Origin of the sequence: Microbacterium sp. K2, assembly GCF_051365005.1 — a bacterium.
GTDB lineage: Bacteria > Actinomycetota > Actinomycetes > Actinomycetales > Microbacteriaceae > Microbacterium > Microbacterium foliorum_B.
In genome coordinates this window covers 1,138,636-1,160,259 of the sequence record NZ_JBLWII010000001.1, presented here as the reverse complement: position 1 = coordinate 1,160,259, position 21,624 = coordinate 1,138,636, and the positions used below count along the sequence as shown (strand labels likewise).

Genomic DNA, 21,624 nt, shown 5'->3' with positions numbered 1-21,624 from the left:
GCCTCTGATGGAATGGCTCGTGCCGGTACTGATCGTCGTCGGTGTGATTCTGCTCATCGGAATCTACCTCTGGGCGACCTACAACTCGCTGGTGCAGCTGAACGTCCGCGTCGACGAGGCGTGGAGCGGCATCACGGTTCAACTGAAGCGCAGGGCAGATCTGATACCCAACCTCATCGAGACGGTGAAGGGCTACGCCTCGCACGAGAAGGCGGTCTTCGAGAACGTCACCCGGGCGCGAGCGGAGACGCTCTCAGCCGGCGGCCCCGGTGAGGCGGGAATCGCAGAGGGTCACCTCCAGCAGGCGCTCCGCAGCCTCTTCGCGGTCGCGGAGGCGTATCCGCAGCTGCAGGCGAGCCAGAACTTCCTGCAGGTGCAGCAGGCCCTCGTCGACACCGAAGACAAGATCCAGGCCGCGCGTCGCTTCTACAACGGCGGGGTCCGCGAGCTGAACACCAAGATCAAGGTCTTCCCCAACAATCTCTTCGCGAAGGGGCTCGGATTCACCGAACGCGAGTTCTTCGAGGTCGCCGACAGCGGAGCGATCTCCGAGCCGCCACGCGTGCAGTTCTGATCTGCGGCAAGGCCCGATGCGCACCGTCGCATCGGGCCTTCTGCGTGGTCGGGCGCTGAACCGGGGTAGGGCTCACCACACGTCGAGATCGACGTCGCCGTCCTCCACGGTCACGTCGCCGCGGAGTGTCCATGATTCCGTGCGATAGGTCTCGGTTCTCGGGCTGCCGTCCTGCCCGGTGCCCGACACGGTCGCGACGAGGATGCCGCCCTCGGCGATGAATCCGCCATCCGTCAGCGTCAACGCCGGCATCCGATCGATGCGGAAGCGGGCGTCGTCGACCGCGGCGAATTCGGTTCCCCACGGGATCCTGATCCCGCACCCGTCGGGCACGACGCCCTCGGTGACCCGGGCGGATGTGCAGTCCTCGAGGTGGTCGTCGAGCGCCTGCTGCGCCAGGGCCTCCGGATCGAGATCGGGGTCGGGCGCCGGCGAGCTCGTCACGGTCGGCGTGGCCGGTGGCGACGGGATGCCGCTCGAAACCTGCCACAGCCACACGGCCGCACCCGCGACCAGGAGCGCGGCGACGACGCCTCCGAGCACCCATGCGCGGCGGCGATTCACTCGGCGGCCTCCCTGGCATGCACGTGGCGACGCACCGATGCGTCTGCGCGCCCGGACAGTGCTGCATGCAGTGCCTCGGCCGCCGTGCCCCAGCGCGAGACGGAGACGTGCGCGAGCCCCTGCCACTCCGCCGCGAGCGCGAGCTCCGCGGCGATCTTCTCGGCATCCGCGTCCGGTCGGGCCTGAGGCTCCCACCACGCCGACTGCACCTGGAGCGTCGACGTCGCGCGGTCGGCTTTGAGATCGACGCGCGCCACGATGCGGTCGCCGACGAGCACGGGCAGCGAGTAGTACCCGTAGCGCCGCTTCTCTGCGGGAACGTAGATCTCGATCCGGTAGTCGAGCTCGAAGGCGCGCAGCGCGCGGTCGCGGAACCAGACCACCGGATCGAATGGCGTCAGGAGTGCGGCGGCGTCGATCCTGCGCGGCAGCACGGCATCGCGGTGCCGCCAGCTGGGCAGCGGACGACCGCCCCTGTCCCAGCCGCGCACGGAGACCGGCAGGATCTCGCCGGAGTCGACCAGATCCACGATCGACTGCGTCACCGCCGCGCGATCGCGGATGCGGTGGTAGTCCGCGAGGTCCGACTGCGTTGCGACTCCCGACGATCGCGCCGCTCGCCGGATGAGCTCGCGAATCGCGTCGTCACGCGGCACCTGCTGCGACAGTATGGCGTCGGGGATCACCTGCTCGGCGAGCGCGTACGTGCGCTCGAAGCCCTTTCGGCCACTGATCGCCACGTCGCCGGTGCGCCACAGATGCTCGAGGGCGAGCTTCACGTCGTCCCAGTCCCACCATGTGCCTCGCTCCCGAGGAGCATCGTCTCGGAGGTCCGCCGGTCGCAGCGGTCCCCTGGCGCGGAGTTCGTCCTGCACCCAACGGAGGGTGCGCGTGTTGGTGCTCATCCAGGAGTCGGCTGCCGCCCATCTGGCGCGGAAATGATCCATGCGGAACCGCCAGAGCGGCCAGTCCTCGACGGGGATGAACGTCGCCTCGTGCGCCATGTATTCGACGTAATGGGTCGTGCGCGAATGGAAGACGCGATCGAAGAGCGCCGGATCGTAGGCCCCCAGGCGCGAGAACAGCGGCATGTAGTGAGACCGCGCGAACACGTTGACCGAGTCGATCTGCAGCACGCCGAGACGATCCATGACCCGGTGGATGTGCCGCGCCGACACCGATGCCGGCCGTGCACGTGAGAATCCCTGCGCGGCGAGTGCGATGCGACGGGCCTGGGCAGCGCTGAGGGTGTCGGTCACCACGTCAGGGTATCGCCGGTCTCCGACATACGGGCACACGCCCGTCAGGACCTGCGGTGACAGCGCCTTAGACTTGGGCGATGAGCGAAGAGCAGCGACCGCGGCTGAGAGATCTCTTCCGACCGCGCCCTGCGTCCCCGGAACGGAATCCGACCGTCGACGTCGATGCGACAGTGCCCTTCGGGCTGCGTGTCGCGGCGGCATACGCATGGCGGCTGCTGCTGCTCGCGGCTGTCGTCGCCGGTTTCATCTGGCTCGTCATCGAGCTCAAGCTGCTCGTCATCCCACTGATGGTCGGCATCCTCATCACGGCGCTGCTCTGGCCGGGATTCCAATGGATGCTGCGCCACCGCTTCCCGCGCTGGCTGGCCGTCGCCCTCTCGATCATCGGCACGCTGACGATCGTGTCGCTGCTGCTGTGGCTCGTGATCTGGCAGATCCGTGCGCAGCTCCCCGATGTGCAGGAGCGCAGCGCGCAAGCCGTCGACGAGTTCCGCACGTTCCTCCTCGACGGCCCGCTGCACCTCAGCGAATCGCAGATCCAGGGCTACATCGACCAGGGTCTCCAGATCATCAACGAGCAGACGCAGGCTCTGCTCAACGGCGCCCTCGCGGTCGGCACCACCGCCGCGCACGTCGTGACCGGAGCGGTGCTCTCGCTGTTCATCCTCATCTGTCTGCTGGCCGACGGGCGCGGCATCTGGAAGTGGACGCTGCGCCTCTTCCCGCGTGCAGCACGCCCTGCCGCTGACGCCGCCGGGAGCAACGGCTTCGCGACGATCGTCAACTACGCACGCACTCAGCTGCTCGTCGCCGCGATCGACGCCGTCGGAATCGGCCTCGGAGCCGCTCTGCTCGGTGTTCCGCTGGCGATCCCCGTCGCCGTGCTCGTCTTCCTCGGTTCGTTCATCCCGATCGTCGGTGCCGTCGTGACCGGCGCGATCGCCGTTCTGCTCGCCCTCGTCTACAACGGCCCCTGGATCGCGCTCGCGATGCTGGCCGTCGTGCTCGGCGTGCAGCAGCTCGAGGGCCACATCCTGCAGCCGATCCTGATGGGCTCGGCTGTCAAGGTCCATCCGCTCGCCGTCGTCCTGGTGGTCGCCGGGGGATCGATGGTCGGCGGCATTCCCGGGGCGCTCTTCGCGGTGCCCCTCGCGGCCTTCGTCAACGTCGCCGCGGTGACAGTCAGCACCGGTGCCTGGCGCACCGGCGATCAACCGAACGCAGACCTGATCTGGAGCACAGTGCCGCGCGAGCGCACACGGAGGAATCGATGAGCGCAGTCCCCAGCCTGACCGAGTTCGAGAACGCCGCTCAGAGTCTGGCTGAGGTGATCACGCACACTCCGACTCTGCCGTCACGCGCGCTGTCCGACGTCCTCGGCGCCCCCGTCCTGCTGAAGATGGAGAATCTGCAGCGCACGGGGTCGTTCAAGATCCGCGGTGCCGCCTACCGGCTCTCTCGCCTGAGCGCCGAAGAGCGATCGCACGGGGTCGTCGCCGCCTCGGCCGGCAATCACGCCCAGGGTGTCGCTCTGGCGGCGCAGGCTCTCGGCATCCCCGCGACGATCTTCATGCCCATCGGCGTGCCGGTGCCCAAGCTGCTCGCCACGCGCGGGTACGGCGCCGAGGTGGTGCTCGAGGGCGAGACCGTCGCGACCTCGCTCCGGCTCGCTGCGGAGTTCTCGGAGCGCACCGGGGCCATGCTCATCCATCCGTTCGACCATCGAGACGTCGTGATCGGCCAGGGCACTCTCGGGCTCGAACTGCTCGAGGACGCGCCCGAGGTCGACACGATCGTGCTCGGCATCGGCGGCGGCGGGCTGATCGCGGGGGTCGCTGCCGCGGTCAAGGCCCGTGCGGCTCAGCTCGGTCGATCCGTGCGCATCATCGGCGTGCAGGCGGAGAACGCGGCTGCGATGCCACCCTCGCTCCACGCCGGGCACCCGGTGGACATCGAGACCAGGCCCACCATCGCCGACGGCATCCTCGTCGCGCGCCCCGGCGCCATCCCGTTCGACATCATCAAGGATCTCGTCGATGAGGTCGTCACCGTCTCGGACGACGACCTGGCGCGAGCGATCCTGATCCTGCTCGAGCAGGCCAAAGTGGTCGTCGAGCCGGCCGGCGCTGCCGGTGTCGCGGCGATCCTGGCGGGCAAGGTCTCGGCGACGGGCACCACGATGGCGGTGCTGTCGGGAGGCAACATCGACCCACTCCTGCTGCAGCGCGTCGTCGCTCACGGGCTCGCGGCGTCGGGTCGATATCTCACGATCCGCATCCCGCTGCCCGATCGCCCTGGTCAGCTCGCGCGCGTGTCCGAGCTGATCGCCGCGGCGGGGGCGAACGTGATCGAGGCGATGCATACGCGCCACGGACACGGCCTGCAGATCAGCGAGGTGTTCCTCGAGCTCAGCGTCGAGACGCGCGGTGCCGAGCACTCCGAGCACACCCTCGACACGCTCCGCCACGCCGGCTTCCATCCGATCGTCGTGCCGGACTGACATGACGTCTCAATATGCAGATGCCCCGTCCGAGTGGACGGGGCATCTGCATATCGGAACGCTGTCGCGATGTGGCCGGCGTCAGCCCGTGTAGGTCTCGACCTTCACGATCTCGACCGAGATCGCGCGGCCGTTCGGAGCCTCGTAGGACGACTTCTCGCCGACCTTGAGTCCGAGGATCGCCTGCCCGAGGGGGCTGGCTTCGCTGTACACGTCGAGGTCGCTGCCCACGGCGATCTCGCGGCTGCCGAGCAGGAAGATCTCTTCGCCGCCGGCGACCACCGCGGTGACGACGGTGCCGGGCTCGACGATGCCGCGACTCGCGGGTGCCTCACCGACCTTGGCCGTCTTGAGGAGGTTCTCGAGGGTGCGGATCCGCGCCTCCTGCTTGCCCTGCTCGTCTTTGGCGGCGTGGTATCCGCCGTTCTCCTTGAGGTCGCCCTCTTCGCGGGCCGCTTCGATGCGCTTGGCGATCTCTTCGCGACCGGTGGTGGAGAGGTGCTCGAGCTCGGCGACGAGCCGGTCATACGCTTCCTGCGTGAGGAAGGGAACCTGAGCGTCAGTAGACATGACGAAGCTCCTTCGGTAGGTACCCGGCGACGTTCCGCGGGGGATATGCCAAGACGCCCCGGCACGTGCCAGGGCGTCATCTGTCTGGCACGAGTCTAGGCGACCCAGCAGCTGTTCACCAAACCTGTCGTCGCCGCTGAGACTGTGGGAACCGTGGCCGAGAGCGCCTGCGAATGCGTGTCTCCCGCAGGGATCTCGACGACCTTCCAGCCGACCACGCCGAACTCCTCGTCGAGCGCCTCGACGACGCAGGCCACGTCCTTGCCCTGCACTCCGGTGATCTGGAAGCGCACGGTGACGCTGTGCTCGTCGACCAGGTCGAAGCCGAGGTCGTCGGAGTCGACGGCGTTCATCTGCGACGTGACGATCATCCAACCGAACGCGCCGACGAGAAGTGCGGCGATGGCGATGACGATGATCCACGGACCCCGCCGGGTGCGGGTGCGGCCATAGCGGTCGTCGAGCTGTTCTGCGGTCGTCACGGGGTGGGTCTTCCGGTCGTTAGGCTGGTAACTCCAGGTTATGCGACCTGCGCATGAAAGGCAGACTCCATGCTTGCTCTGACCGAGACCCCGATGCCGACGCCCACGATGACCGTGGCACCGGAGCTGGTCACGCCCGGATTCGTCGGCTTCGCCGCCGTGGTGATCATCCTCATCGCGGTGATCCTGCTGATCCTCGACATGAACCGTCGGATCCGTCGGGTGCGCTACCGCGAAGAGGTCAGGGACGAGCTCGATGCCGAAGAGGCCGCGCTCGCGGCTGACGAGGCGACCGAGACGGATGCCGATCTGCCGATCGTCCGCGAGGGTGACGACGACCCCGAGAAGCGCTGACCGGACCGGAGCGGTTCAGGCCCCGAGCGACGGGGACAGCGGCGCCAGCGCGATGAGCAGGCACGCGACCCAGTGGCACAGGAACGCGAGCACCGTGCACAGGTGGAAGATCTCGTGGAAGCCGAAATGGCCCGGCCATGGGTTGGGCTTCTTGAGCGCGTAGACGATCGCGCCGCCCGTGTAGAGCAGGCCGCCGACGATGACGAGCGCCATCATGGTCGCGTTCGCTACGAACAGGTCGGCGAGGTACATCACCGCCGCCCATCCGAGCAGCAGGTAGAGCGCGACATACAGCCACCGAGGGGCATTGATCCAGAACACGCGGAACAGGATGCCGACCAGCGCACCCGACCAGACGAAGACGAGGAGCAGCGCGCCCTTGCCCGGGGGGAGCGCCAGCACGGCGAGCGGGGTGTACGTCCCGGCGATCAGGAGCAGGATGTTCGCGTGGTCGATCCGCTTGAGGATCATCTTGACCTTCGGACTCCAGTCGATCCGGTGATACAGCGCCGAGTTGCCGAACAGCAGCAGCGATGACGCCATGAACACCGCCGCAGCCCACTTCGCGGCGCCACCCTGGGCGACGACGATCAGCACCACACCGGCGACGATGGCGATCGGGAAGGTGGCCGCATGCAGCCAGCCTCGCCAGGTGGGTTTGATCTCGGCAGCGGCGACGTCGTGCGCGGCATCCTCCAGGAGGGGCAGCTGGGGGACGTCGGGTACCGAGGAGTCGGGTGTGCTCACGCCCTCACTCTATGCGGGCGATCATGCAGCCGAGCGTACATATCCTGAGCATCGATCCTCGGTCCCGAGACCGCCGACACGATAGCGTAGGGAGGTGATGTCACGCGATGTTCAGGGGCGGGGGCCGCTGTACCGGCTCTATACCAGCCGGCTTCGCCGACACCTCGACCCCGCGTCGGTTCCGCATCACGTCGCGATGATGATCGACGGCAATCGGCGATGGGCGCGTCAGCTGGGCTATGAGACGCCGGCAGAGGGTCATCGTGCCGGTGCCGCCAAGATGCGGGAGTTCCTCGGATGGTGCGATGAGCTCGGCATCCGTGTGGTGTCGCTCTATCTTCTGTCGAGTGACAACCTGCTCAAGCGCGACTCGGCCGAGCTGGCCGACCTGATCGAGATCATCGCCGAGCTCGCCGAGGCGCTGTCACGCGAGGGCAACTGGCGAGTGAAGCACGTCGGCCGCTCCGACATCCTCCCTGCCGAACTCGCCAGAGTGCTCGACGACGCGCAGGAGCGCACCCGCGACCACACGGGGCTGCACGTCAACCTCGCGGTCGGCTACGGCGGACGCAACGAGATCGTCGACGCCGTGCGCAGCATCGTCACGGCGCACCAGGCGTCCGGGGGAACCATCGAAGATCTCGCGGCGCATCTCACGCCCGAGATGATCGGCGAGCATCTCTACACCGGTGGCCAGCCGGATCCCGATCTCGTCATCCGCACGAGCGGAGAGCAGCGACTGAGCGACTTCCTGCTGTGGCAGAGCGCCCACAGCGAGTTCTACTTCGTCGAGGCGCTCGGGCCGGATCTGCGCCAGGTCGACTTCCTGCGGGCGATCCGCGACTTCGCCGATCGCGATCGGCGCTTCGGTCGCTGAGACCGCGCACGACACGATCGGTCACGATTCGTTAATCAACGCGTAACGAACTCGTGGCGTGTCGAGGCGAGTTAATGTCGGCACCTGGTCGTAGCTTCTAGGCATCGGGCAAAGCGCCCGTCGGGTCGGCCTCAGGTTGACGACTCGTGACCCCTGGTCGACTCGTTCGAACAAACCGGGATTCCCCGGGTCGGGAGTGGGTCGTGACCTCACGTACAGCGCAGCAGTCCACAGGCACCGCGCAGCAGTCCACCCGTAAGACGACGACGCGAGCGGCGTCCGCTGATCCTGATCAGGATCTCCGGACCTACGTGCTCGACACGTCCGTTCTGCTGAGTGATCCTCAGGCCTTCTTCCGGTTCGCCGAGCATTCGGTGGTCGTCCCGGTCGTGGTCATCACCGAACTCGAGGGCAAGCGCCACGATCCCGAGATCGGCTACTTCGCGCGCCAGGCGCTGCGTCACCTCGACGACCTGCGCATCGAACACGGGCGTCTGGACTTCCCGGTCGAGGTCGGCGACGGTGGCACGCTCCGCGTCGAGCTGGCCAACACCGATGCCTCGGTGCTCCCCGCCGGGATCCGGTTGAGCGACAACGACACCCGCATCCTCTCCGTCGCCATGAACCTCGCGCAGGACGGGCAGGACGTCACGATCGTCTCGAAGGACCTGCCGATGCGGGTCAAGGCGGCGTCCCTCGGCCTTCGCGCCGAGGAGTACCTCGCTGAGCAGGCCGTCGACTCCGGATGGACCGGCATCACCACTCTCGACCTGTCGGGCGATGACATCAGCGACCTCTACGAGAGCGAGGTCGGCATCAGCGAAGACGCCAGGGGCCTGGCTGTCAACACCGGACTCATCATCCACTCCGAGCGCGGGTCGGCTCTCGGCAGGGTGACCGGCGACGGCGAGTACAAGCTCGTGCGCGGCGATCGCGACATCTTCGGCATGCACGGCCGATCCGCCGAGCAGCGGATCGCCATCGACCTGCTCACCGACCCCGACATCGGCATCGTCTCGCTCGGCGGGCGTGCAGGCACCGGAAAGTCGGCGCTGGCGCTGTGCGCGGGTCTCGAGGCGGTGCTCGAGCGGCAGCAGCAGAAGAAGATCATCGTGTTCCGGCCGCTGTTCGCCGTCGGAGGCCAGGAGCTCGGCTACCTGCCCGGCGACCAGGGCGAGAAGATGGGGCCTTGGGGGCAGGCGGTCTTCGACACGCTCGGCTCGGTGGTCTCGGGCAACGTCATGGAGGAGATCGTCGAACGGGGCATCCTCGAGGTGCTTCCGCTCACGCACATCCGCGGTCGGTCGCTGCACGACGCGTTCGTGATCGTCGACGAGGCGCAATCGCTCGAGCGCAACGTGCTGCTGACGGTGCTCAGCCGCATGGGGCAGAACTCCCGAGTCATCCTGACCCACGACGTCGGTCAGCGCGACAACCTCCGGGTCGGCCGCCACGACGGCATCGCCAGCGTGATCGAGACTCTCAAAGGGCACGATCTCTTCGCGCACGTGACCCTCATGCGTTCCGAGCGCTCCGCCATCGCCGCCCTCGTGACGGAGCTTCTGGAGGGAGGCGAGCTCAGCTGAGCTGACTCTTCGACAGCGGATGCCGTGGTCTCACGGCATCCGCTTTCGTGTATTCCGCCGGATGCGTCGGCGATTCGCTTCCGTCTGCGCTGACGTCGGCATACGCTCGTGGCACCGAACGCAGACGATGGAGTGATGCGCGATGCGTGATGCGACGAAGACCGTGGAAGATGACCAGCTGCCGCCCGTGGCGGTGGATGAGAAGCCGCGCTGGACACCGCTGAAGATCGCGCTCTGGGTGGCGATCGCCCTGCTGGGCGGCATCGCCTGGACCATACTCGCGATCGTGCGCGGCGAGACGGTGAACGCGATCTGGTTCGTGTTCGCGGCGGTCTGCACCTACCTCGTGTTCTACCGCTTCTATTCGAAGTTCATCGAGCGCAACCTGGTCAAGCCGAACGACCGGCGAGCGACCCCCGCCGAGTACAAGGCGGATGGCAAGGACTACGTCGCGACGGATCGCCGGGTGCTGTTCGGTCACCATTTCGCGGCCATCGCCGGCGCCGGCCCGCTCGTCGGTCCGGTGCTGGCCGCGCAGATGGGCTATCTTCCCGGCACGATCTGGATCATCGTCGGAGTCGTGCTCGCGGGTGCCGTACAGGACTACCTCGTGATGTTCTTCTCGATGCGGCGAGGCGGACGCTCTCTCGGTCAGATGGCCCGCGACGAACTGGGCCGATTCGGTGGAACGGCCGCGATCATCGCCACGCTGCTCATCATGATCATCATCACGGCGATCCTCGCCCTCGTGGTCGTGAACGCCCTGGGCGAGAGCCCGTGGGGCGTGTTCTCCGTGGCGATGACGATCCCGATCGCCCTGTTCATGGGGGCGTATCTCCGATGGATCCGCCCCGGCAAGATCACCGAGGTGTCGATCATCGGCTTCGTCCTGCTGATGGCAGCGATCATCGGCGGCGGCATGGTCGCCGAGACCGACTGGGGCCAGGCGATCTTCACGCTCGACCGGACGACGATCGCGTGGGGCATCATCATCTACGGCTTCATCGCCGCGGTGCTGCCGGTGTGGATGCTGCTGGCTCCGCGAGACTACCTCTCGACCTTCATGAAGATCGGTGTGATCGTGGCGCTCGCCGTCGCGATCCTGTTCGTGCGGCCCGAGATCACCGTCCCGGCCTTCAGCGAGTTCGCGACGGGGGAGACGGGCCCTGTGTGGGCTGGAGCGCTCTTCCCGTTCCTCTTCGTGACCATCGCGTGCGGGGCGCTGAGCGGATTCCACGCGCTCATCGCGTCGGGAACGACGCCGAAGATGATCGAGAAGGAGAAGCAGACGCGCTTCATCGGCTACGGCGGGATGCTCATGGAGTCGTTCGTCGCGATCATGGCGCTCGTCGCCGCGATCTCGATCGACCGAGGACTGTACTTCGCCATGAACTCCTCGCCGGCGGCGACGCTCGGCACTGTCGAGGGGGCCGTGGCGTTCGTCAACAGTCTCGGCCTGACCGGGGTGAACCTGACACCCGAGATGCTCACGAGCACGGCCGAGGCGGTGGGTGAGGAATCGATCGTCTCCCGCACCGGCGGCGCGCCGACTCTGGCCCTCGGGCTCGCGCACATCATGCAGCAGTGGATCGGCGGCACCGGGATGATGGCTTTCTGGTATCACTTCGCGATCATGTTCGAGGCGCTGTTCATCCTGACGGCCGTGGATGCCGGCACCCGCGTCGCGCGCTTCATGCTGCAGGACTCGGTCGGCAACGTCATCCCTCGCTTCAAGGACACCTCGTGGCGGGTGGGTGCGTGGATCTGCACGGCCGTGATGGTCGCGGGGTGGGGAGCGGTGCTGATCATGGGCGTCACGGACCCGCTCGGCGGCATCAACACCCTGTTCCCGCTGTTTGGCATCGCCAACCAGCTGCTGGCGGCCATCGCGCTCTCCGTGGTGCTCACGATCGTGGCGCGCAGGCGCACGTTCAAGGTCCTGTGGGTGGTGGCGCTGCCGCTGGCGTTCGTCACCGTCGTGACGGTGACGGCCTCGCTGCAGAAGATCTTCTCGACCGTGCCGCAGGTGGGCTACTTCGCGAACCATGTCGCCTTCCGCGACGCTCTCGCGGCGGGGGAGACGTCCTTCGGCACGGCGACCAGCGTCGCCGCGATGGAGGCGGTCGTCCGCAACACCATGATCCAGGGCATCCTGTCAGTGACCTTCCTCGTGCTGTCGGTGATCGTGATCACGATCTCGATCATCAAGGTCATCCAGGCCGTTCGCCCAGGCCCTGTCGTCGACCACGAGGATCCGGAGGTGCCGTCGCGCCGCTTCGCGCCGGCCGGTCTCGTCGCGTCGTCGGAGGAACGGGCCGTGGAGAAGCAGTGGAACGCACTTCCCTCGTCCGCTCAGCCGACGAGGGGGCACTGATGGCCGCCGCGGTGACCGATCATGTCCGGCGGGCCTGGCAGGCGATCGCCTGGTACGTCAACGGCGTGACGGGGCAGTCCCGGTATGCGGACTACGTGGCCCACGAGACGCAGCGGCATCCCGATCGTGAACCGCTCAGCGAGCGCGAGTTCTGGCGGGCGCACTATGCCCAGCAGGATGCCGACCCGGGGGCCCGCTGCTGCTGAGGGGCCCGAAGCCGATGAATGCCCGGTCTGCACACGTTGCCGCGATGCGCAAATCAATCTCGTCGAAAGCTATGCGATCTGGGGCATCATGTGTGATCCGTAGCGCGGACTTCGGCGCGATGGAGTCGCGGATGTCAGTCCCGCGTCGACGAGCGGTTAATCGCGGCGAGGATGGCCCTCTGAACCTCCGCCCAGTTGTGCACGATCTGCGCGTAGTCGAATCGCAGCGTCTCATAGCCTCGAGCCGAGGCCGCCGAGTCTCTGACCAGATCCTTGTGTCGATGTGAAGCATCATCGTGATTCGACTTGCCGTCTGCTTCGAGGATCAGTCGCCTGGCGATGACGAAGTCGACGCGCCCGACTCCGTCGATCGTCACCTGGCAGTCGAGCCTGATTCCGAGGAGATGTAGCCTCAACCGCAGCAACGACTCCAGCCCGCTGTCCGCATCCGACCGTGCGATATCGACGAGCCACCGCGCGTTCTGGGGGAGCGCAGCTCGAACCTGTGCACGCGCAGCCTGTGAGAGCTTGCCGAGTCGCCAGGCCGACTCGTAAGCCGCGAAGAACGCTTCGTCGCCGGCGCATCGTCGGAAGTGCACGAGCGCGACGACGAGAGAGGCCGAAGCGAGAGGCCGGGTCCCCCGGTAGTAGTGGATGACGCAGGTACAGCCGGGATGCTGATGGCCGTGACGGCCGGGGCCGAGCCAGACGTGTACGGCGAGTGCCGCGGGCAACGTCCAGATTCCGTGCGCGCGGAGTACGGTCACACAGGTGACGGCACCCCCGTGCAGGACGGCTGTGCGCACGTCGTCCGGTATTCGACCTGACGCGAAGACGCCGGGGCGCAGCCGCTCGATCTCCCCGCAATCGACCCTGCGTGACAGCGTGCGTCGGTCGAACCCGAGACGCTCGAGCTGAGAACCGCGCGCGATACCGCCGAGTCTCTGAATGGTGTCGTGTGCAGAGAGCATGACGACCACCCTGCTCCCTGCTCGGCAACGCTCCCCGACGCGAAGCCGCGATGGGTGGACAAGAGAGCCTGAAAGAGGTGGGGTGGAGGGCGAGTGCGCTTGTCCCCGGCTGCACAGCCCGTACCGTGCGCCGTGAATCAGTGTGCATGACGGGGCATCGTGTGCAGAACGGGCGAGCCATCCGACGCCCTGCGACACGACCCGAAGACGACGGATGCCGCAGGGACCGAGTCCCTGCGGCATCCGTGTGTCAGCGTCCGATGATCAACCGGGGTGGGTCATCGAGAGCAGGTCGAGCTTCTCGTCGAGCTGCTCGAGCGTGAGGTCACCGCGCTCGACATAGCCGAGGTCGATCACGGCGTCGCGCACCGTGATGCCCTTCGCGACCGAGTGCTTGGCGATCTTCGCCGCAGCCTCGTAGCCGATGAGCTTGTTGAGCGGGGTGACGATCGATGGGCTCATGCCGGCGAACGCCGCCGCACGGTCGAGGTTCGCCTGCAGCCCGTCGACGGTCTTGTCGGCGAGCACGCGCGACGCGTTCGCGAGCAGACGGATCGACTCGAGCACAGCGGTGCCCATGACCGGGATGGCCACGTTCAGCTCGAAGGAGCCGGATGCACCCGCCCACGCGACGGTCGCGTCGTTGCCGATCACTCGGGCGCAGACCATGAGCACAGCCTCGGGAACGACCGGGTTGACCTTGCCGGGCATGATCGACGACCCGGGCTGGAGGTCGGGGATGTGAAGCTCGCCGAGACCCGTGTTGGGGCCCGAGCCCATCCAGCGCAGGTCGTTGTTGATCTTGGTCAGCGAGACCGCGATCGTGCGCAGCGCGCCCGACGCCTCGACGAGTCCGTCGCGGTTCGCCTGCGCCTCGAAGTGGTCCTTCGCCTCGGTGATCGGCAGCTCGGTCTCGGCGGCGAGCAGCTCGATGACCTTCTGCGGGAACCCGAGTGGCGTGTTGATGCCGGTGCCGGTGGCGGTGCCGCCCAGCGGGACCTCGGCGACGCGGGCAAGCGCAGACTGCACGCGCTCGATGCCGAGGCGCATCTGACGGGCGTATCCTCCGAACTCCTGGCCGAGCGTGACCGGGGTGGCATCCATGAGGTGGGTGCGGCCGGACTTGACCGCGTCCTTCCACAGCTCGGCCTTCGCCTCGAAGGCGACGGCGAGGTGGTCGAGCGCGGGGATCAGAGTGTCGATGAGCGCCTGCGTGACGGCGATGTGCACGGAGGTCGGGAACACGTCGTTCGACGACTGCGAGGCGTTCACGTGGTCGTTCGGGTGCACGTTCGCACCGAGGATGCGGGTCGCGAGGGTGGCGAGCACCTCGTTCATGTTCATGTTCGACGACGTGCCGGAGCCGGTCTGGTAGGTGTCGACGGGGAACTCGCCGTCGTGGGCACCGGCGGCGACCTCGTCGGCAGCCTGGGCGATCGCGTCGGCGATGGCGCCGTCGAGGGTTCCCAGCTCCTTGTTCGCGAGCGCAGCAGCCTTCTTGATGCGAGCGAGCGCGGCGATCTGCGTCGATTCGAGGCCCTTGCCCGAGATCGGGAAGTTCTCCACGGCGCGCTGCGTCTGGGCGCCGTAGAGCGCGTTCACAGGAACCCGCACCTCACCCATGGTGTCGTGCTCGATGCGGTACTCTGCTGCATCGCCGCTGCGCTGGTGTGTGTCGGTCATTCCGAACCCTCCTTGGTTGCGGGGCCGTGCCCCTCGGTGTCGATTCCGTCGGTATCGATTCCGACCGTGATGACGGGCACCGCGGTGCCCTCGGCCAGACGGTAGTTGGCGCCCACGATGCCCAGGCGGCCCTCGGAGACGGCGCTGGAGATCACCTCCGACGACTGCAGCAGGTCGCGGACGGTGTTGCGCAGGTGCTCCGCGCCGACGAGATCGGCGTCGATCTCGGCGACGGTGGTGCCACCGCTCTCAGCCAGCACCTTGCGGGCCGCCGGGACGATCGGGGCGATGAGCTTCCAGATGTGCGGCGGCAGGGGAGCGGCGTCGATGGCCGTTCCGTCGATGGCGGCGCGCACGGCGCCGCATGAGTCGTGGGCGAGGACGACGATCAGAGGCACGTTCAGCACGGCGACCGCGTACTCGAGGCTCGCGACGATCGACTCGCCGATCACCTGACCGGCGTTGCGCACGACGAACAGGTCACCGAGTCCGAGGTCGAAGATGATCTCCGCAGCGAGGCGCGAGTCGGAGCAGCCGAACAGAGTGGCAACCGGATGCTGTGCCGCGGCGAGGTGCCTGCGGCGAGCCACGTCCTGATTCGGGTGCTGCGGCGCATCGTCGACGAATCGCTGGTTGCCGTCCTGCATCTGCTTCCAGGCAGCAGCGGGGGTGAGCGCGTGGGTCATGTTCACTCCGAGAGTTCGCGGATCTGGGGGACGAGAGACTCGGCGAGTTCCGCGGTGGAGTCTGCGGAACGCGAACCGTAGAGCAGCAGGTAGTCGTCACCCGCCTGGGTGCCGATGGCGTAGGTGAGGTTCTGCTTCGCGCCGGCATCGCCGAGTGCGTAGACATCCCACTCGAGACCCCCGATCGACGTCGTGTCGGTGGGCGCGGTGCCGTTGAGTCGCTGAGGGGCCCACGAGGAGTCGGCATCGAAGGCCTGCGCGAGCTTGATGAAGCCGCGCTCGTCTTCCGCTGACGGCGCCAGGGTGACATCCCAGACCACGGTGGCGCCGCTCGTGAGCTCGGCGGTGTTGACCCGCCAGAAGTCCGCGAGGTCGGGCACGATCACGGGGCGATCCATGGTGGATTCCACGTCGGCGGCGATGCCGACCACGTCGATCTCTCGCGTGGTCGCGGGTTCCCCGCGGGGGACCGCCAGCACGATCACCGCGACGATGGCCAGTGTGACGATCAGCGCGGCCACCAGGCTGCGCACGGTCTGACTCGACCGGTAGGCCTTGCTCGACGCGGCCTTGCGTGCCGCAGTCTCCTCCGGCGTCTCCGGACGCCCGAGCTCGGCGACGATGGGAGCCGGCTTGTTCATGATTCGTCTCCGTCGGCGGTGCCGGTCGACGTGGCGCGCGCGGCCTCGAGGCGACGCTTCGCGCCGAGCAGCCATTCCTCGCAGCGAGCGGCGAGCGCCTCGCCGCGCTCCCAGAGAGCGAGGGACTGCTCGAGGGTCGGAGCGCCCTGTTCGAGCTCGGAGACGACCTTCACCAGCTCGTCGCGAGCGGCCTCGAATGACAGCGTGTCCACGGGGGTGTCGTTCAGCGCACTCACGCCTCCATCCTACGCCGTGCGCAGGACACGCTCAGTCGGAGCGGGGCACCGGTGCTTCCTCTATCTCGCCGTCCGAGAGTGCCGCGACGGAGCCGCGGTCGACGGTGATCGTCAGCCTGCTGCCCGCCGGAGCATCCGCGGCGTCCCGGAGGATCACCCCGCCGTCGAGGTGAGCGATCGCGTAGCCGCGCGACAGCGTGGCTGCGGGAGAGAGCGCCCGCAGGGATGCTCGCAGCTCGCTGGTCGCTCGGCCGGCCGCATCGTGCTGGCGCGTGATCGTGTCGCGTCCGCGAGACAGCAGCAGCCACACGTCCTGAGAACGCGAGTCGATGATCGGGTCGGGAGACCGCAGCGAAGGGCGCGAGCGCAGCTGCTCGAGTTGCGCGATGTCGTGCGAGAGGCGCTGCGTCAATCTCGTCGTCGCTCTCGAGCGCAGCTGTGCGATCAGCGCCCGCTGCTCGCTGACGTCGGGGACGACGCGCTTCGCGGCATCCGTCGGAGTCGAGGCGCGCAGATCGGCGACGTCGTCGAGCAGGGGGTGATCGTTCTCGTGCCCGATCGCGCTGACGATAGGAGTGGATGCCGCCGCCACAGCCCTCACGAGGCGCTCGTCGCTGAACCCGAGAAGCGTCTGCGGATCGCCACCGCCTCGGGCGATGACGATCACGTCGACATCGGGGTCGGCGTCGAGACGAGCCAGCGCCGCGAGCGTCTCCGGCACGCACCGGTCGCCCTGCACGGCCGCGTACTCGGTGCGGAAGCGCACCTGAGGCCAGCGCAGCTCCGCGTTGCGGTGCACGTCTTTCTCGGCATCGGACTTCTCGCCCGTGATCAGACCGATCACATGCGGGAGGAAGGGCAGTCGCTTCTTGCGCGAGGGATCGAACAGGCCCTCCTGGCGCAGCTGCAGTCGGAGCTTCTCGAGCTTCTCGAGCTGATCGCCGAGACCGACGTGCTTCATCGCGGAGACGGCGAAGCTGAAGTCGCCGGCCTTCACGAAGTAGTCGGCCTTGACCGCGGCCACGACATGGTCGCCCACCGCCAGATCTCCGGGGATCCTCGGGCGCACACTCGACCAGATCCGGATCGAGATCTGCGCGTCGGAGCGGGTGTCCTTGAGGCGGGCGAAGATGTTGCCGCCGCGCACGTTCCAGGAGGTGATCTCGCCCTCGACCCACACGGTGTTCCAGCGGGCCACGAAGTCGCGGATCGTGCCGTTCAGGCGTGCGACCGACGTCGGAGCATCGGCCGATGAGTCGCGCGGAGCGACCGCATCCGCCGGTGGAGTCTCGCCCGTTTTCGTCGAGGCTTCGAAGACCGTCATCCGCTCAGTGCACCTTCCCGCTCCTGCTCAGGTTGTCGACGGTAGAATTCAAGAGTGACCTCGACTGCCGTTCATCTGCCCCTTCCGCGCGTTCCACGAGTACGTGGGGCGGCCGGGCGGCTTCAGGATAACCCGGTCGTCGGGAACAAGCGCGTTCTGCTCGCCGCTCCGCGCGGATACTGCGCCGGCGTCGACCGCGCCGTGGTCGCCGTCGAGAAGGCGCTCGAGCGCTACGGTGCTCCCGTCTACGTGCGCAAGCAGATCGTCCACAACATCCATGTGGTGTCTGAGCTCGAAGAGAAGGGCGCGATCTTCGTCGAGGAGGTCGACGAGGTTCCCGAGGGTGCGCATGTCGTATTCAGCGCGCACGGTGTCTCGCCCGCCGTCGTCGAGGCGGCGTCGGACCGCGGCCTGCACGCGATCGACGCGACCTGCCCACTGGTCACCAAGGTGCACCGCGAGGCCGTCCGATTCGCCCGCGACGACTTCGAGATCCTGCTCATCGGCCACGAAGGCCACGAAGAGGTCGAGGGCACTGCCGGGGAAGCCCCCGAGCACGTGACCGTCGTGAACTCGCCGGACGAAGCCGACACCGTGCAGGTGAAGGATCCGTCGAAGGTCGTGTGGCTGTCGCAGACCACGCTCTCGGTCGACGAGACCATGGAGACGGTGAACCGCCTGCGGGCTCGGTTCCCCGAGATGCACAGTCCGCCGTCCGATGACATCTGCTACGCGACGCAGAACCGTCAGGTCGCCATCAAGAAGGTCGCGGCGAACGCGGATCTCGTGATCGTCGTCGGATCGGCGAACTCGTCGAACTCGGTGCGTCTGGTCGAGGTCGCACTCGAGTACGGCGCGAAGGCCGCCTATCGCGTGGACTACGCCGAAGAGGTCAAGCAGGAGTGGCTCGACGGCGTAGCCACGGTCGGCGTCACCAGCGGAGCGTCGGTGCCCGAGGTCCTCGTCCGCGAGGTCCTCGATGCGCTCGATGGAGCGGGGTACCGCGATGTCGAAGAGGTCAAGACGGCGGAGGAGGACCTGATCTTCTCGCTGCCCAAGGAGCTTCGCCAGGATTCCCAGGGCCAGCGCGATGCGCGCGCACTGGGTGGTCGTTCCTCCAGCGGGAACGCCTGACGGTGGCCGCCACAGAGGCGGCGCCCACGCTGATCGGCTCAGTGCAGCGTGCTCTCCGACTGGTCGACATGGTCGCGAACTCGTCACGGCCGGTGCCGGTCAAGACTCTCGCGGCGCGGGCCGGTCTCACCCCGGGCACGACGTACAACCTCGTGCGGACGCTGGTGCACGAAGGCTACCTCGTGACCGAACCCGACGGTCTGGTCCTCGGCGAGAATTTCCCTGCTTTTCGGAAGCACTCCGATGCGGGCGGCGTGTTCTTCGCCCACGTCCGCGCTGCGCTGCGCCACGCCATGGAGGAGGTGGGCGCCACCGCGTACCTCTCCCGATACGAGGACGGCGAGCTGCACCTCGTCGACATCGTGGATGCTGCTCGCAGCACGCGGATCGATCTGTCGGTCGGTCTCGACTCGAGCGCGCACGCGACGGCGCTCGGCAAGCAGATCCTCGCCGATCTGAGTCGCGAGGAGCGGATGGACTATCTCTCGCGTCACCCGCTGGAGCAGCTCACTCCTCGCACGATCAGCGACCCGCGTGCTCTGCTTGCGGCGCTCGATCGTTATCGGGGATTCGCCGTGGATTGCGAGGAATACGCGATCGGCAATGCCTGTGTCGCCGTTCCGGTGATCGCTCCGAACGTCCGGGCGTCGCTCGCGGTCTCGCTTCCGGTGGGTCATCCGCATCTCGAGCTCGGCCTCGTCGAGAAGCTCAAGGTGGTGGCGCGGCGGCTCTCGCTGCAGTTGGGTGCGGATGCACTGGGCGGAAGCACCTCCCGTCTCGCTGCCTCGCTCTGACGATCGCCGCCCCACCGCGTCGCGGCTCTTCACTATCTGAAGAAGTGCCACTGGTGCTCGGGCACGCGCTTTCCCTAACATGTGACGTGTAGTCGTCTGTGCAATCGGCGCTACCGGTGGTGGAACGTCCCCAGCGTTCCTCGACCCACTTGGATGACGAGCGTCCCCAGCGTTCCGAGTCCGCGGCCCCGAGGAGTCCCCACTCCTCCGGGGCCGCCATCATGTTCGGCACCCGCAGTCTGTGAGGATCTCCTAGCCGATCGGACTAGCATGCTGGGATGACGGACCAGCGGCCCCAGTACGGCGAAATCGCGACCCTCGATGAGCAGCGAAGGGCAGCAGGACTGCCTCCGCTGGATGTGGTTCCGGCCGTCGAGGCGGGTGCAGCGCCGGCACCGGCTGACGGCGCAAGGACCGGTTCGGCCGCCGCGCGTCCACGCCCGGTCGATCGAGTCGTGACGATCGCTCTGCTCGCCTACGGTCTGGTGAACGTGGTCATGACGGGCCTGTCGTACCTGGACTTCGCCACTGCGATGAATCAGATGATGAGCGTGCTCGGCGTCGATGGGGAGTTCACGAACTACGCCGAGGGCAGGACCTGGGGCACGATCGCCGCGATCGTCCTCGCTGTCGGCTGGTCGCTCACCGCATATTTCTCTGTCCGTCGACTGCGCACCCGCAAACTCTCCTGGTGGGTGCCGCTCGTCGGTGCGGCCGTCACCCTGCTCGTGGCGTCGGTCTGCGCGGCCATTCCGCTGATGAACGATCCGGCATTCATCGACTTCGTCGCGAAGACAGCCGGGCAGTAGGCAGCTCAACGACAGATGCCCCCGGCCGATCGGCCGGGGGCATCTCGCTGTCGGAAGGACGTCAGCTCTGGGACTGCCCGTAGGAGCCGAGCTGACGGGTGGACTCGACGACGCGAGCGGCCATGGCCGTCTCGGCGATCTTGCCCCAGGCGCGCGGGTCGTACTGCTTCTTGTTGCCGACCTCGCCGTCGACCTTCAGGACGCCGTCGTAGTTCTTGAACATGTAGTCGGCGATCGCCCGGGTGTACGCGTACTGCGTGTCGGTGTCGATGTTCATCTTGATGACGCCGTTGGCCACCGCGAGGGCGATCTCTTCGTCCGTCGAGCCCGAGCCACCGTGGAAGACGAGGTCGAGCGGCTTCGCGCCGGTGTTGTACTTCGCGGCGACCTGCTGCTGGATCTCGCCGAGGAGCTCGGGGCGCAGCTTCACTCCGCCGGGCTTGTACACGCCGTGGACGTTGCCGAACGTGAGAGCGGCGATGTAGCGACCCTGCTCGCCGAGGCCGAGCGCCTGCACGGCCTGGTCGACGTCTGCGAAGGTCGTGTAGAGCGCGTCGTTGGATCCTTCGTGAGCGACACCGTCTTCTTCGCCGCCGACGACGCCGATCTCGACCTCGAGGATCGCGTTGATGTTCTTCATGCGGGGGAGGAGATCCTTGGCGATCTCGATGTTCTCCGCGAGGGGGACGGCCGAGCCATCCCACATGTGCGACTGGAAGATCGGGTTGCGCCCGGCCTTGACCTCGTCTTCGGAAGCGGAGATCAGCGGCTCGACGAAGCCGGCGAGGGCGTCCTTCGGGCAGTGGTCGGTGTGCAGCGCGACGGTGATCGGGTAGTTCTTCGCGACCTCGGTCGCGAAGCGGGCGAAGGCGAGCGCTCCGGTCGCGCGTGCCTTGACCGTGTGGCCGGCGAAGTAGTCCGCTCCACCGGTCGTGACCTGGATGATTCCGTCGGAACCTGCCTCGGTCAGGCCCTGGAGGACCGAGTTGATCGTCTGCGAGCTCGAGACGTTGAAAGCCGGGTAGGCGAAGCCGCCGGCCTTCGCGCGGTCGAGCATTTCGGCGTACTGATCCGGGGTGGCGACGGGCATGAGAACTCCTGCGATTTGGGAAGCCGGGACAGCAGTCACTCTATCGGGGCTGACAGTCGGATGCTGTCGGAGCGGACCGTTCGACCACCTCCTCCTGCGCCCACGTTAAGAATCGCACTTCCTTCATCGTTGCCTGGTCGAAAACAGGCGTTCCAGGCCC

At 67.3% G+C, this 21,624-nt stretch carries 23 protein-coding genes; 11 read left to right on the top strand and 12 right to left on the bottom strand.

The annotated features are described in order from the left end of the window. The first annotated feature begins 7 nt into the window (after window positions 1–7). Window positions 8–574 carry a LemA family protein gene (locus tag ACLKOY_RS05835; protein ID WP_056508667.1) on the top strand — a complete coding sequence of 189 codons (567 nt, stop codon included), beginning with the start codon at window positions 8–10 and terminating at the stop codon, window positions 572–574. Between the two features lie 72 nt (window positions 575–646). On the opposite strand, the gene ACLKOY_RS05830 is transcribed toward ACLKOY_RS05835, so the two are convergent. Both ACLKOY_RS05830 and ACLKOY_RS05825 read right to left on the bottom strand, forming a co-directional pair. Beyond that, entirely contained in the window at window positions 647–1,138 is a 492-nt protein-coding gene (locus ACLKOY_RS05830; RefSeq protein WP_436452814.1) for a hypothetical protein, read from the bottom strand. Further along, window positions 1,135–2,397, bottom strand: a complete 1,263-nt coding sequence (locus ACLKOY_RS05825) for a winged helix-turn-helix domain-containing protein (RefSeq protein WP_436452813.1) — start codon at window positions 2,395–2,397, stop codon at window positions 1,135–1,137. The genes ACLKOY_RS05830 and ACLKOY_RS05825 overlap by 4 nt, the downstream gene beginning before the upstream one ends. An 80-nt stretch (window positions 2,398–2,477) precedes the next feature. Here ACLKOY_RS05825 and ACLKOY_RS05820 point away from each other — a divergent pair, with 80 nt between their 5' ends. Together ACLKOY_RS05820 and ilvA are read left to right on the top strand one after the other, a co-directional pair. Further along, a complete protein-coding gene (locus ACLKOY_RS05820; protein ID WP_436452812.1) occupies window positions 2,478–3,674 on the top strand; it encodes an AI-2E family transporter in 1,197 nt (398 codons plus the stop codon). After that, a complete protein-coding gene (gene ilvA / locus ACLKOY_RS05815) occupies window positions 3,671–4,900 on the top strand; it encodes a threonine ammonia-lyase (protein WP_140036576.1) in 1,230 nt (409 codons plus the stop codon). The genes ACLKOY_RS05820 and ilvA overlap by 4 nt, the downstream gene beginning before the upstream one ends. An 81-nt stretch (window positions 4,901–4,981) precedes the next feature. Here the strand turns inward: ilvA and greA are convergent, their stop codons facing one another. Continuing rightward, entirely contained in the window at window positions 4,982–5,470 is a 489-nt protein-coding gene (greA, locus tag ACLKOY_RS05810; protein ID WP_363571392.1) for a transcription elongation factor GreA, read from the bottom strand. Window positions 5,471–5,565: 95 nt separating this feature from the next. Beyond that, window positions 5,566–5,952: a DUF4307 domain-containing protein gene (locus ACLKOY_RS05805; protein ID WP_436452811.1), complete on the bottom strand. Its 387-nt coding sequence runs from the start codon at window positions 5,950–5,952 to the stop codon at window positions 5,566–5,568. A 69-nt stretch (window positions 5,953–6,021) separates the two neighbouring features. Here ACLKOY_RS05805 and ACLKOY_RS05800 point away from each other — a divergent pair, with 69 nt between their 5' ends. Continuing rightward, a complete protein-coding gene (locus ACLKOY_RS05800) occupies window positions 6,022–6,306 on the top strand; it encodes a hypothetical protein (RefSeq protein WP_056376082.1) in 285 nt (94 codons plus the stop codon). A 15-nt stretch (window positions 6,307–6,321) separates the two neighbouring features. Here ACLKOY_RS05800 and trhA read toward each other — a convergent pair whose 3' ends face one another. After that, window positions 6,322–7,053, bottom strand: a complete 732-nt coding sequence (gene trhA, locus ACLKOY_RS05795) for a PAQR family membrane homeostasis protein TrhA (RefSeq protein ID WP_042542056.1) — start codon at window positions 7,051–7,053, stop codon at window positions 6,322–6,324. A 97-nt stretch (window positions 7,054–7,150) separates the two neighbouring features. Here trhA and ACLKOY_RS05790 point away from each other — a divergent pair, with 97 nt between their 5' ends. The 4 genes from ACLKOY_RS05790 to ACLKOY_RS05775 all read left to right on the top strand — a co-directional run bounded on the left by ACLKOY_RS05790 (window position 7,151) and on the right by ACLKOY_RS05775 (window position 12,096). Then, window positions 7,151–7,930, top strand: coding sequence for an isoprenyl transferase (locus tag ACLKOY_RS05790; RefSeq protein WP_140038648.1), 780 nt, complete (start codon window positions 7,151–7,153; stop codon window positions 7,928–7,930). A gap of 203 nt (window positions 7,931–8,133) precedes the next feature. Further along, window positions 8,134–9,516, top strand: coding sequence for a PhoH family protein (locus tag ACLKOY_RS05785; RefSeq protein WP_436452810.1), 1,383 nt, complete (start codon window positions 8,134–8,136; stop codon window positions 9,514–9,516). A 142-nt stretch (window positions 9,517–9,658) separates the two neighbouring features. After that, window positions 9,659–11,890 (top strand): carbon starvation CstA family protein, encoded by a 2,232-nt coding sequence (locus tag ACLKOY_RS05780; protein ID WP_436452809.1) that lies wholly within the window; start codon window positions 9,659–9,661, stop codon window positions 11,888–11,890. Beyond that, entirely contained in the window at window positions 11,845–12,096 is a 252-nt protein-coding gene (locus ACLKOY_RS05775; RefSeq protein WP_436452808.1) for a YbdD/YjiX family protein, read from the top strand. The genes ACLKOY_RS05780 and ACLKOY_RS05775 overlap by 46 nt, the downstream gene beginning before the upstream one ends. A 134-nt stretch (window positions 12,097–12,230) precedes the next feature. Here the strand turns inward: ACLKOY_RS05775 and ACLKOY_RS05770 are convergent, their stop codons facing one another. From ACLKOY_RS05770 to xseA, 6 genes are all read right to left on the bottom strand, one after another. Beyond that, entirely contained in the window at window positions 12,231–13,067 is an 837-nt protein-coding gene (locus ACLKOY_RS05770) for a DUF559 domain-containing protein (RefSeq protein ID WP_436452807.1), read from the bottom strand. 264 nt (window positions 13,068–13,331) lie between these two features. Further along, on the bottom strand, window positions 13,332–14,750 hold the full coding sequence (locus tag ACLKOY_RS05765; protein ID WP_436452806.1) for a class II fumarate hydratase: 1,419 nt from the start codon (window positions 14,748–14,750) through the stop codon (window positions 13,332–13,334). Continuing rightward, window positions 14,747–15,436: a carbonic anhydrase gene (locus ACLKOY_RS05760; protein ID WP_140036584.1), complete on the bottom strand. Its 690-nt coding sequence runs from the start codon at window positions 15,434–15,436 to the stop codon at window positions 14,747–14,749. Before ACLKOY_RS05760 ends, ACLKOY_RS05765 begins: the two co-directional genes overlap by 4 nt. Window positions 15,437–15,438: 2 nt before the next feature. Further along, complete coding sequence (locus ACLKOY_RS05755; RefSeq protein ID WP_436452805.1) at window positions 15,439–16,077, bottom strand: DUF4245 family protein; 639 nt, start codon at window positions 16,075–16,077, stop codon at window positions 15,439–15,441. After that, entirely contained in the window at window positions 16,074–16,313 is a 240-nt protein-coding gene (locus ACLKOY_RS05750; RefSeq protein WP_140036586.1) for an exodeoxyribonuclease VII small subunit, read from the bottom strand. The genes ACLKOY_RS05755 and ACLKOY_RS05750 overlap by 4 nt, the downstream gene beginning before the upstream one ends. A gap of 31 nt (window positions 16,314–16,344) precedes the next feature. Further along, window positions 16,345–17,637 carry an exodeoxyribonuclease VII large subunit gene (xseA, locus tag ACLKOY_RS05745; protein WP_436452804.1) on the bottom strand — a complete coding sequence of 431 codons (1,293 nt, stop codon included), beginning with the start codon at window positions 17,635–17,637 and terminating at the stop codon, window positions 16,345–16,347. Between the two features lie 54 nt (window positions 17,638–17,691). Here xseA and ACLKOY_RS05740 point away from each other — a divergent pair, with 54 nt between their 5' ends. The 3 genes from ACLKOY_RS05740 to ACLKOY_RS05730 all read left to right on the top strand — a co-directional run bounded on the left by ACLKOY_RS05740 (window position 17,692) and on the right by ACLKOY_RS05730 (window position 20,374). Continuing rightward, window positions 17,692–18,771: a 4-hydroxy-3-methylbut-2-enyl diphosphate reductase gene (locus tag ACLKOY_RS05740; RefSeq protein ID WP_436452803.1), complete on the top strand. Its 1,080-nt coding sequence runs from the start codon at window positions 17,692–17,694 to the stop codon at window positions 18,769–18,771. A gap of 2 nt (window positions 18,772–18,773) precedes the next feature. Then, the gene (locus ACLKOY_RS05735; protein ID WP_436452802.1) at window positions 18,774–19,565 is read left to right on the top strand and encodes an IclR family transcriptional regulator; all 792 of its coding nucleotides are present in this window, start codon (window positions 18,774–18,776) and stop codon (window positions 19,563–19,565) included. Between the two features lie 278 nt (window positions 19,566–19,843). Then, a complete protein-coding gene (locus ACLKOY_RS05730) occupies window positions 19,844–20,374 on the top strand; it encodes a DUF6264 family protein (protein ID WP_436452801.1) in 531 nt (176 codons plus the stop codon). Window positions 20,375–20,435: 61 nt separating this feature from the next. Here the strand turns inward: ACLKOY_RS05730 and fbaA are convergent, their stop codons facing one another. Beyond that, window positions 20,436–21,464 carry a class II fructose-bisphosphate aldolase gene (fbaA, locus tag ACLKOY_RS05725; RefSeq protein WP_053095529.1) on the bottom strand — a complete coding sequence of 343 codons (1,029 nt, stop codon included), beginning with the start codon at window positions 21,462–21,464 and terminating at the stop codon, window positions 20,436–20,438. Window positions 21,465–21,624: the final 160 nt, after the last annotated feature.

Coding starts and splice junctions, on each gene's coding strand:
- ACLKOY_RS05820 (WP_436452812.1), top strand. CDS start 2,478: ATGAGCGAAGAGCAGCGACCGCGGCTGAGAGATCTCTTCCGACCGCGC.
- ACLKOY_RS05755 (WP_436452805.1), bottom strand. CDS start 16,077: ATGAACAAGCCGGCTCCCATCGTCGCCGAGCTCGGGCGTCCGGAGACG.
- ACLKOY_RS05800 (WP_056376082.1), top strand. CDS start 6,022: ATGCTTGCTCTGACCGAGACCCCGATGCCGACGCCCACGATGACCGTG.
- ACLKOY_RS05790 (WP_140038648.1), top strand. CDS start 7,151: ATGTCACGCGATGTTCAGGGGCGGGGGCCGCTGTACCGGCTCTATACC.
- ACLKOY_RS05835 (WP_056508667.1), top strand. CDS start 8: ATGGAATGGCTCGTGCCGGTACTGATCGTCGTCGGTGTGATTCTGCTC.
- ACLKOY_RS05760 (WP_140036584.1), bottom strand. CDS start 15,436: ATGACCCACGCGCTCACCCCCGCTGCTGCCTGGAAGCAGATGCAGGAC.
- xseA (WP_436452804.1), bottom strand. CDS start 17,637: ATGACGGTCTTCGAAGCCTCGACGAAAACGGGCGAGACTCCACCGGCG.
- ACLKOY_RS05780 (WP_436452809.1), top strand. CDS start 9,659: ATGCGTGATGCGACGAAGACCGTGGAAGATGACCAGCTGCCGCCCGTG.
- ilvA (WP_140036576.1), top strand. CDS start 3,671: ATGAGCGCAGTCCCCAGCCTGACCGAGTTCGAGAACGCCGCTCAGAGT.
- ACLKOY_RS05770 (WP_436452807.1), bottom strand. CDS start 13,067: ATGCTCTCTGCACACGACACCATTCAGAGACTCGGCGGTATCGCGCGC.
- ACLKOY_RS05730 (WP_436452801.1), top strand. CDS start 19,844: ATGACGGACCAGCGGCCCCAGTACGGCGAAATCGCGACCCTCGATGAG.
- greA (WP_363571392.1), bottom strand. CDS start 5,470: ATGTCTACTGACGCTCAGGTTCCCTTCCTCACGCAGGAAGCGTATGAC.
- ACLKOY_RS05765 (WP_436452806.1), bottom strand. CDS start 14,750: ATGACCGACACACACCAGCGCAGCGGCGATGCAGCAGAGTACCGCATC.
- fbaA (WP_053095529.1), bottom strand. CDS start 21,464: ATGCCCGTCGCCACCCCGGATCAGTACGCCGAAATGCTCGACCGCGCG.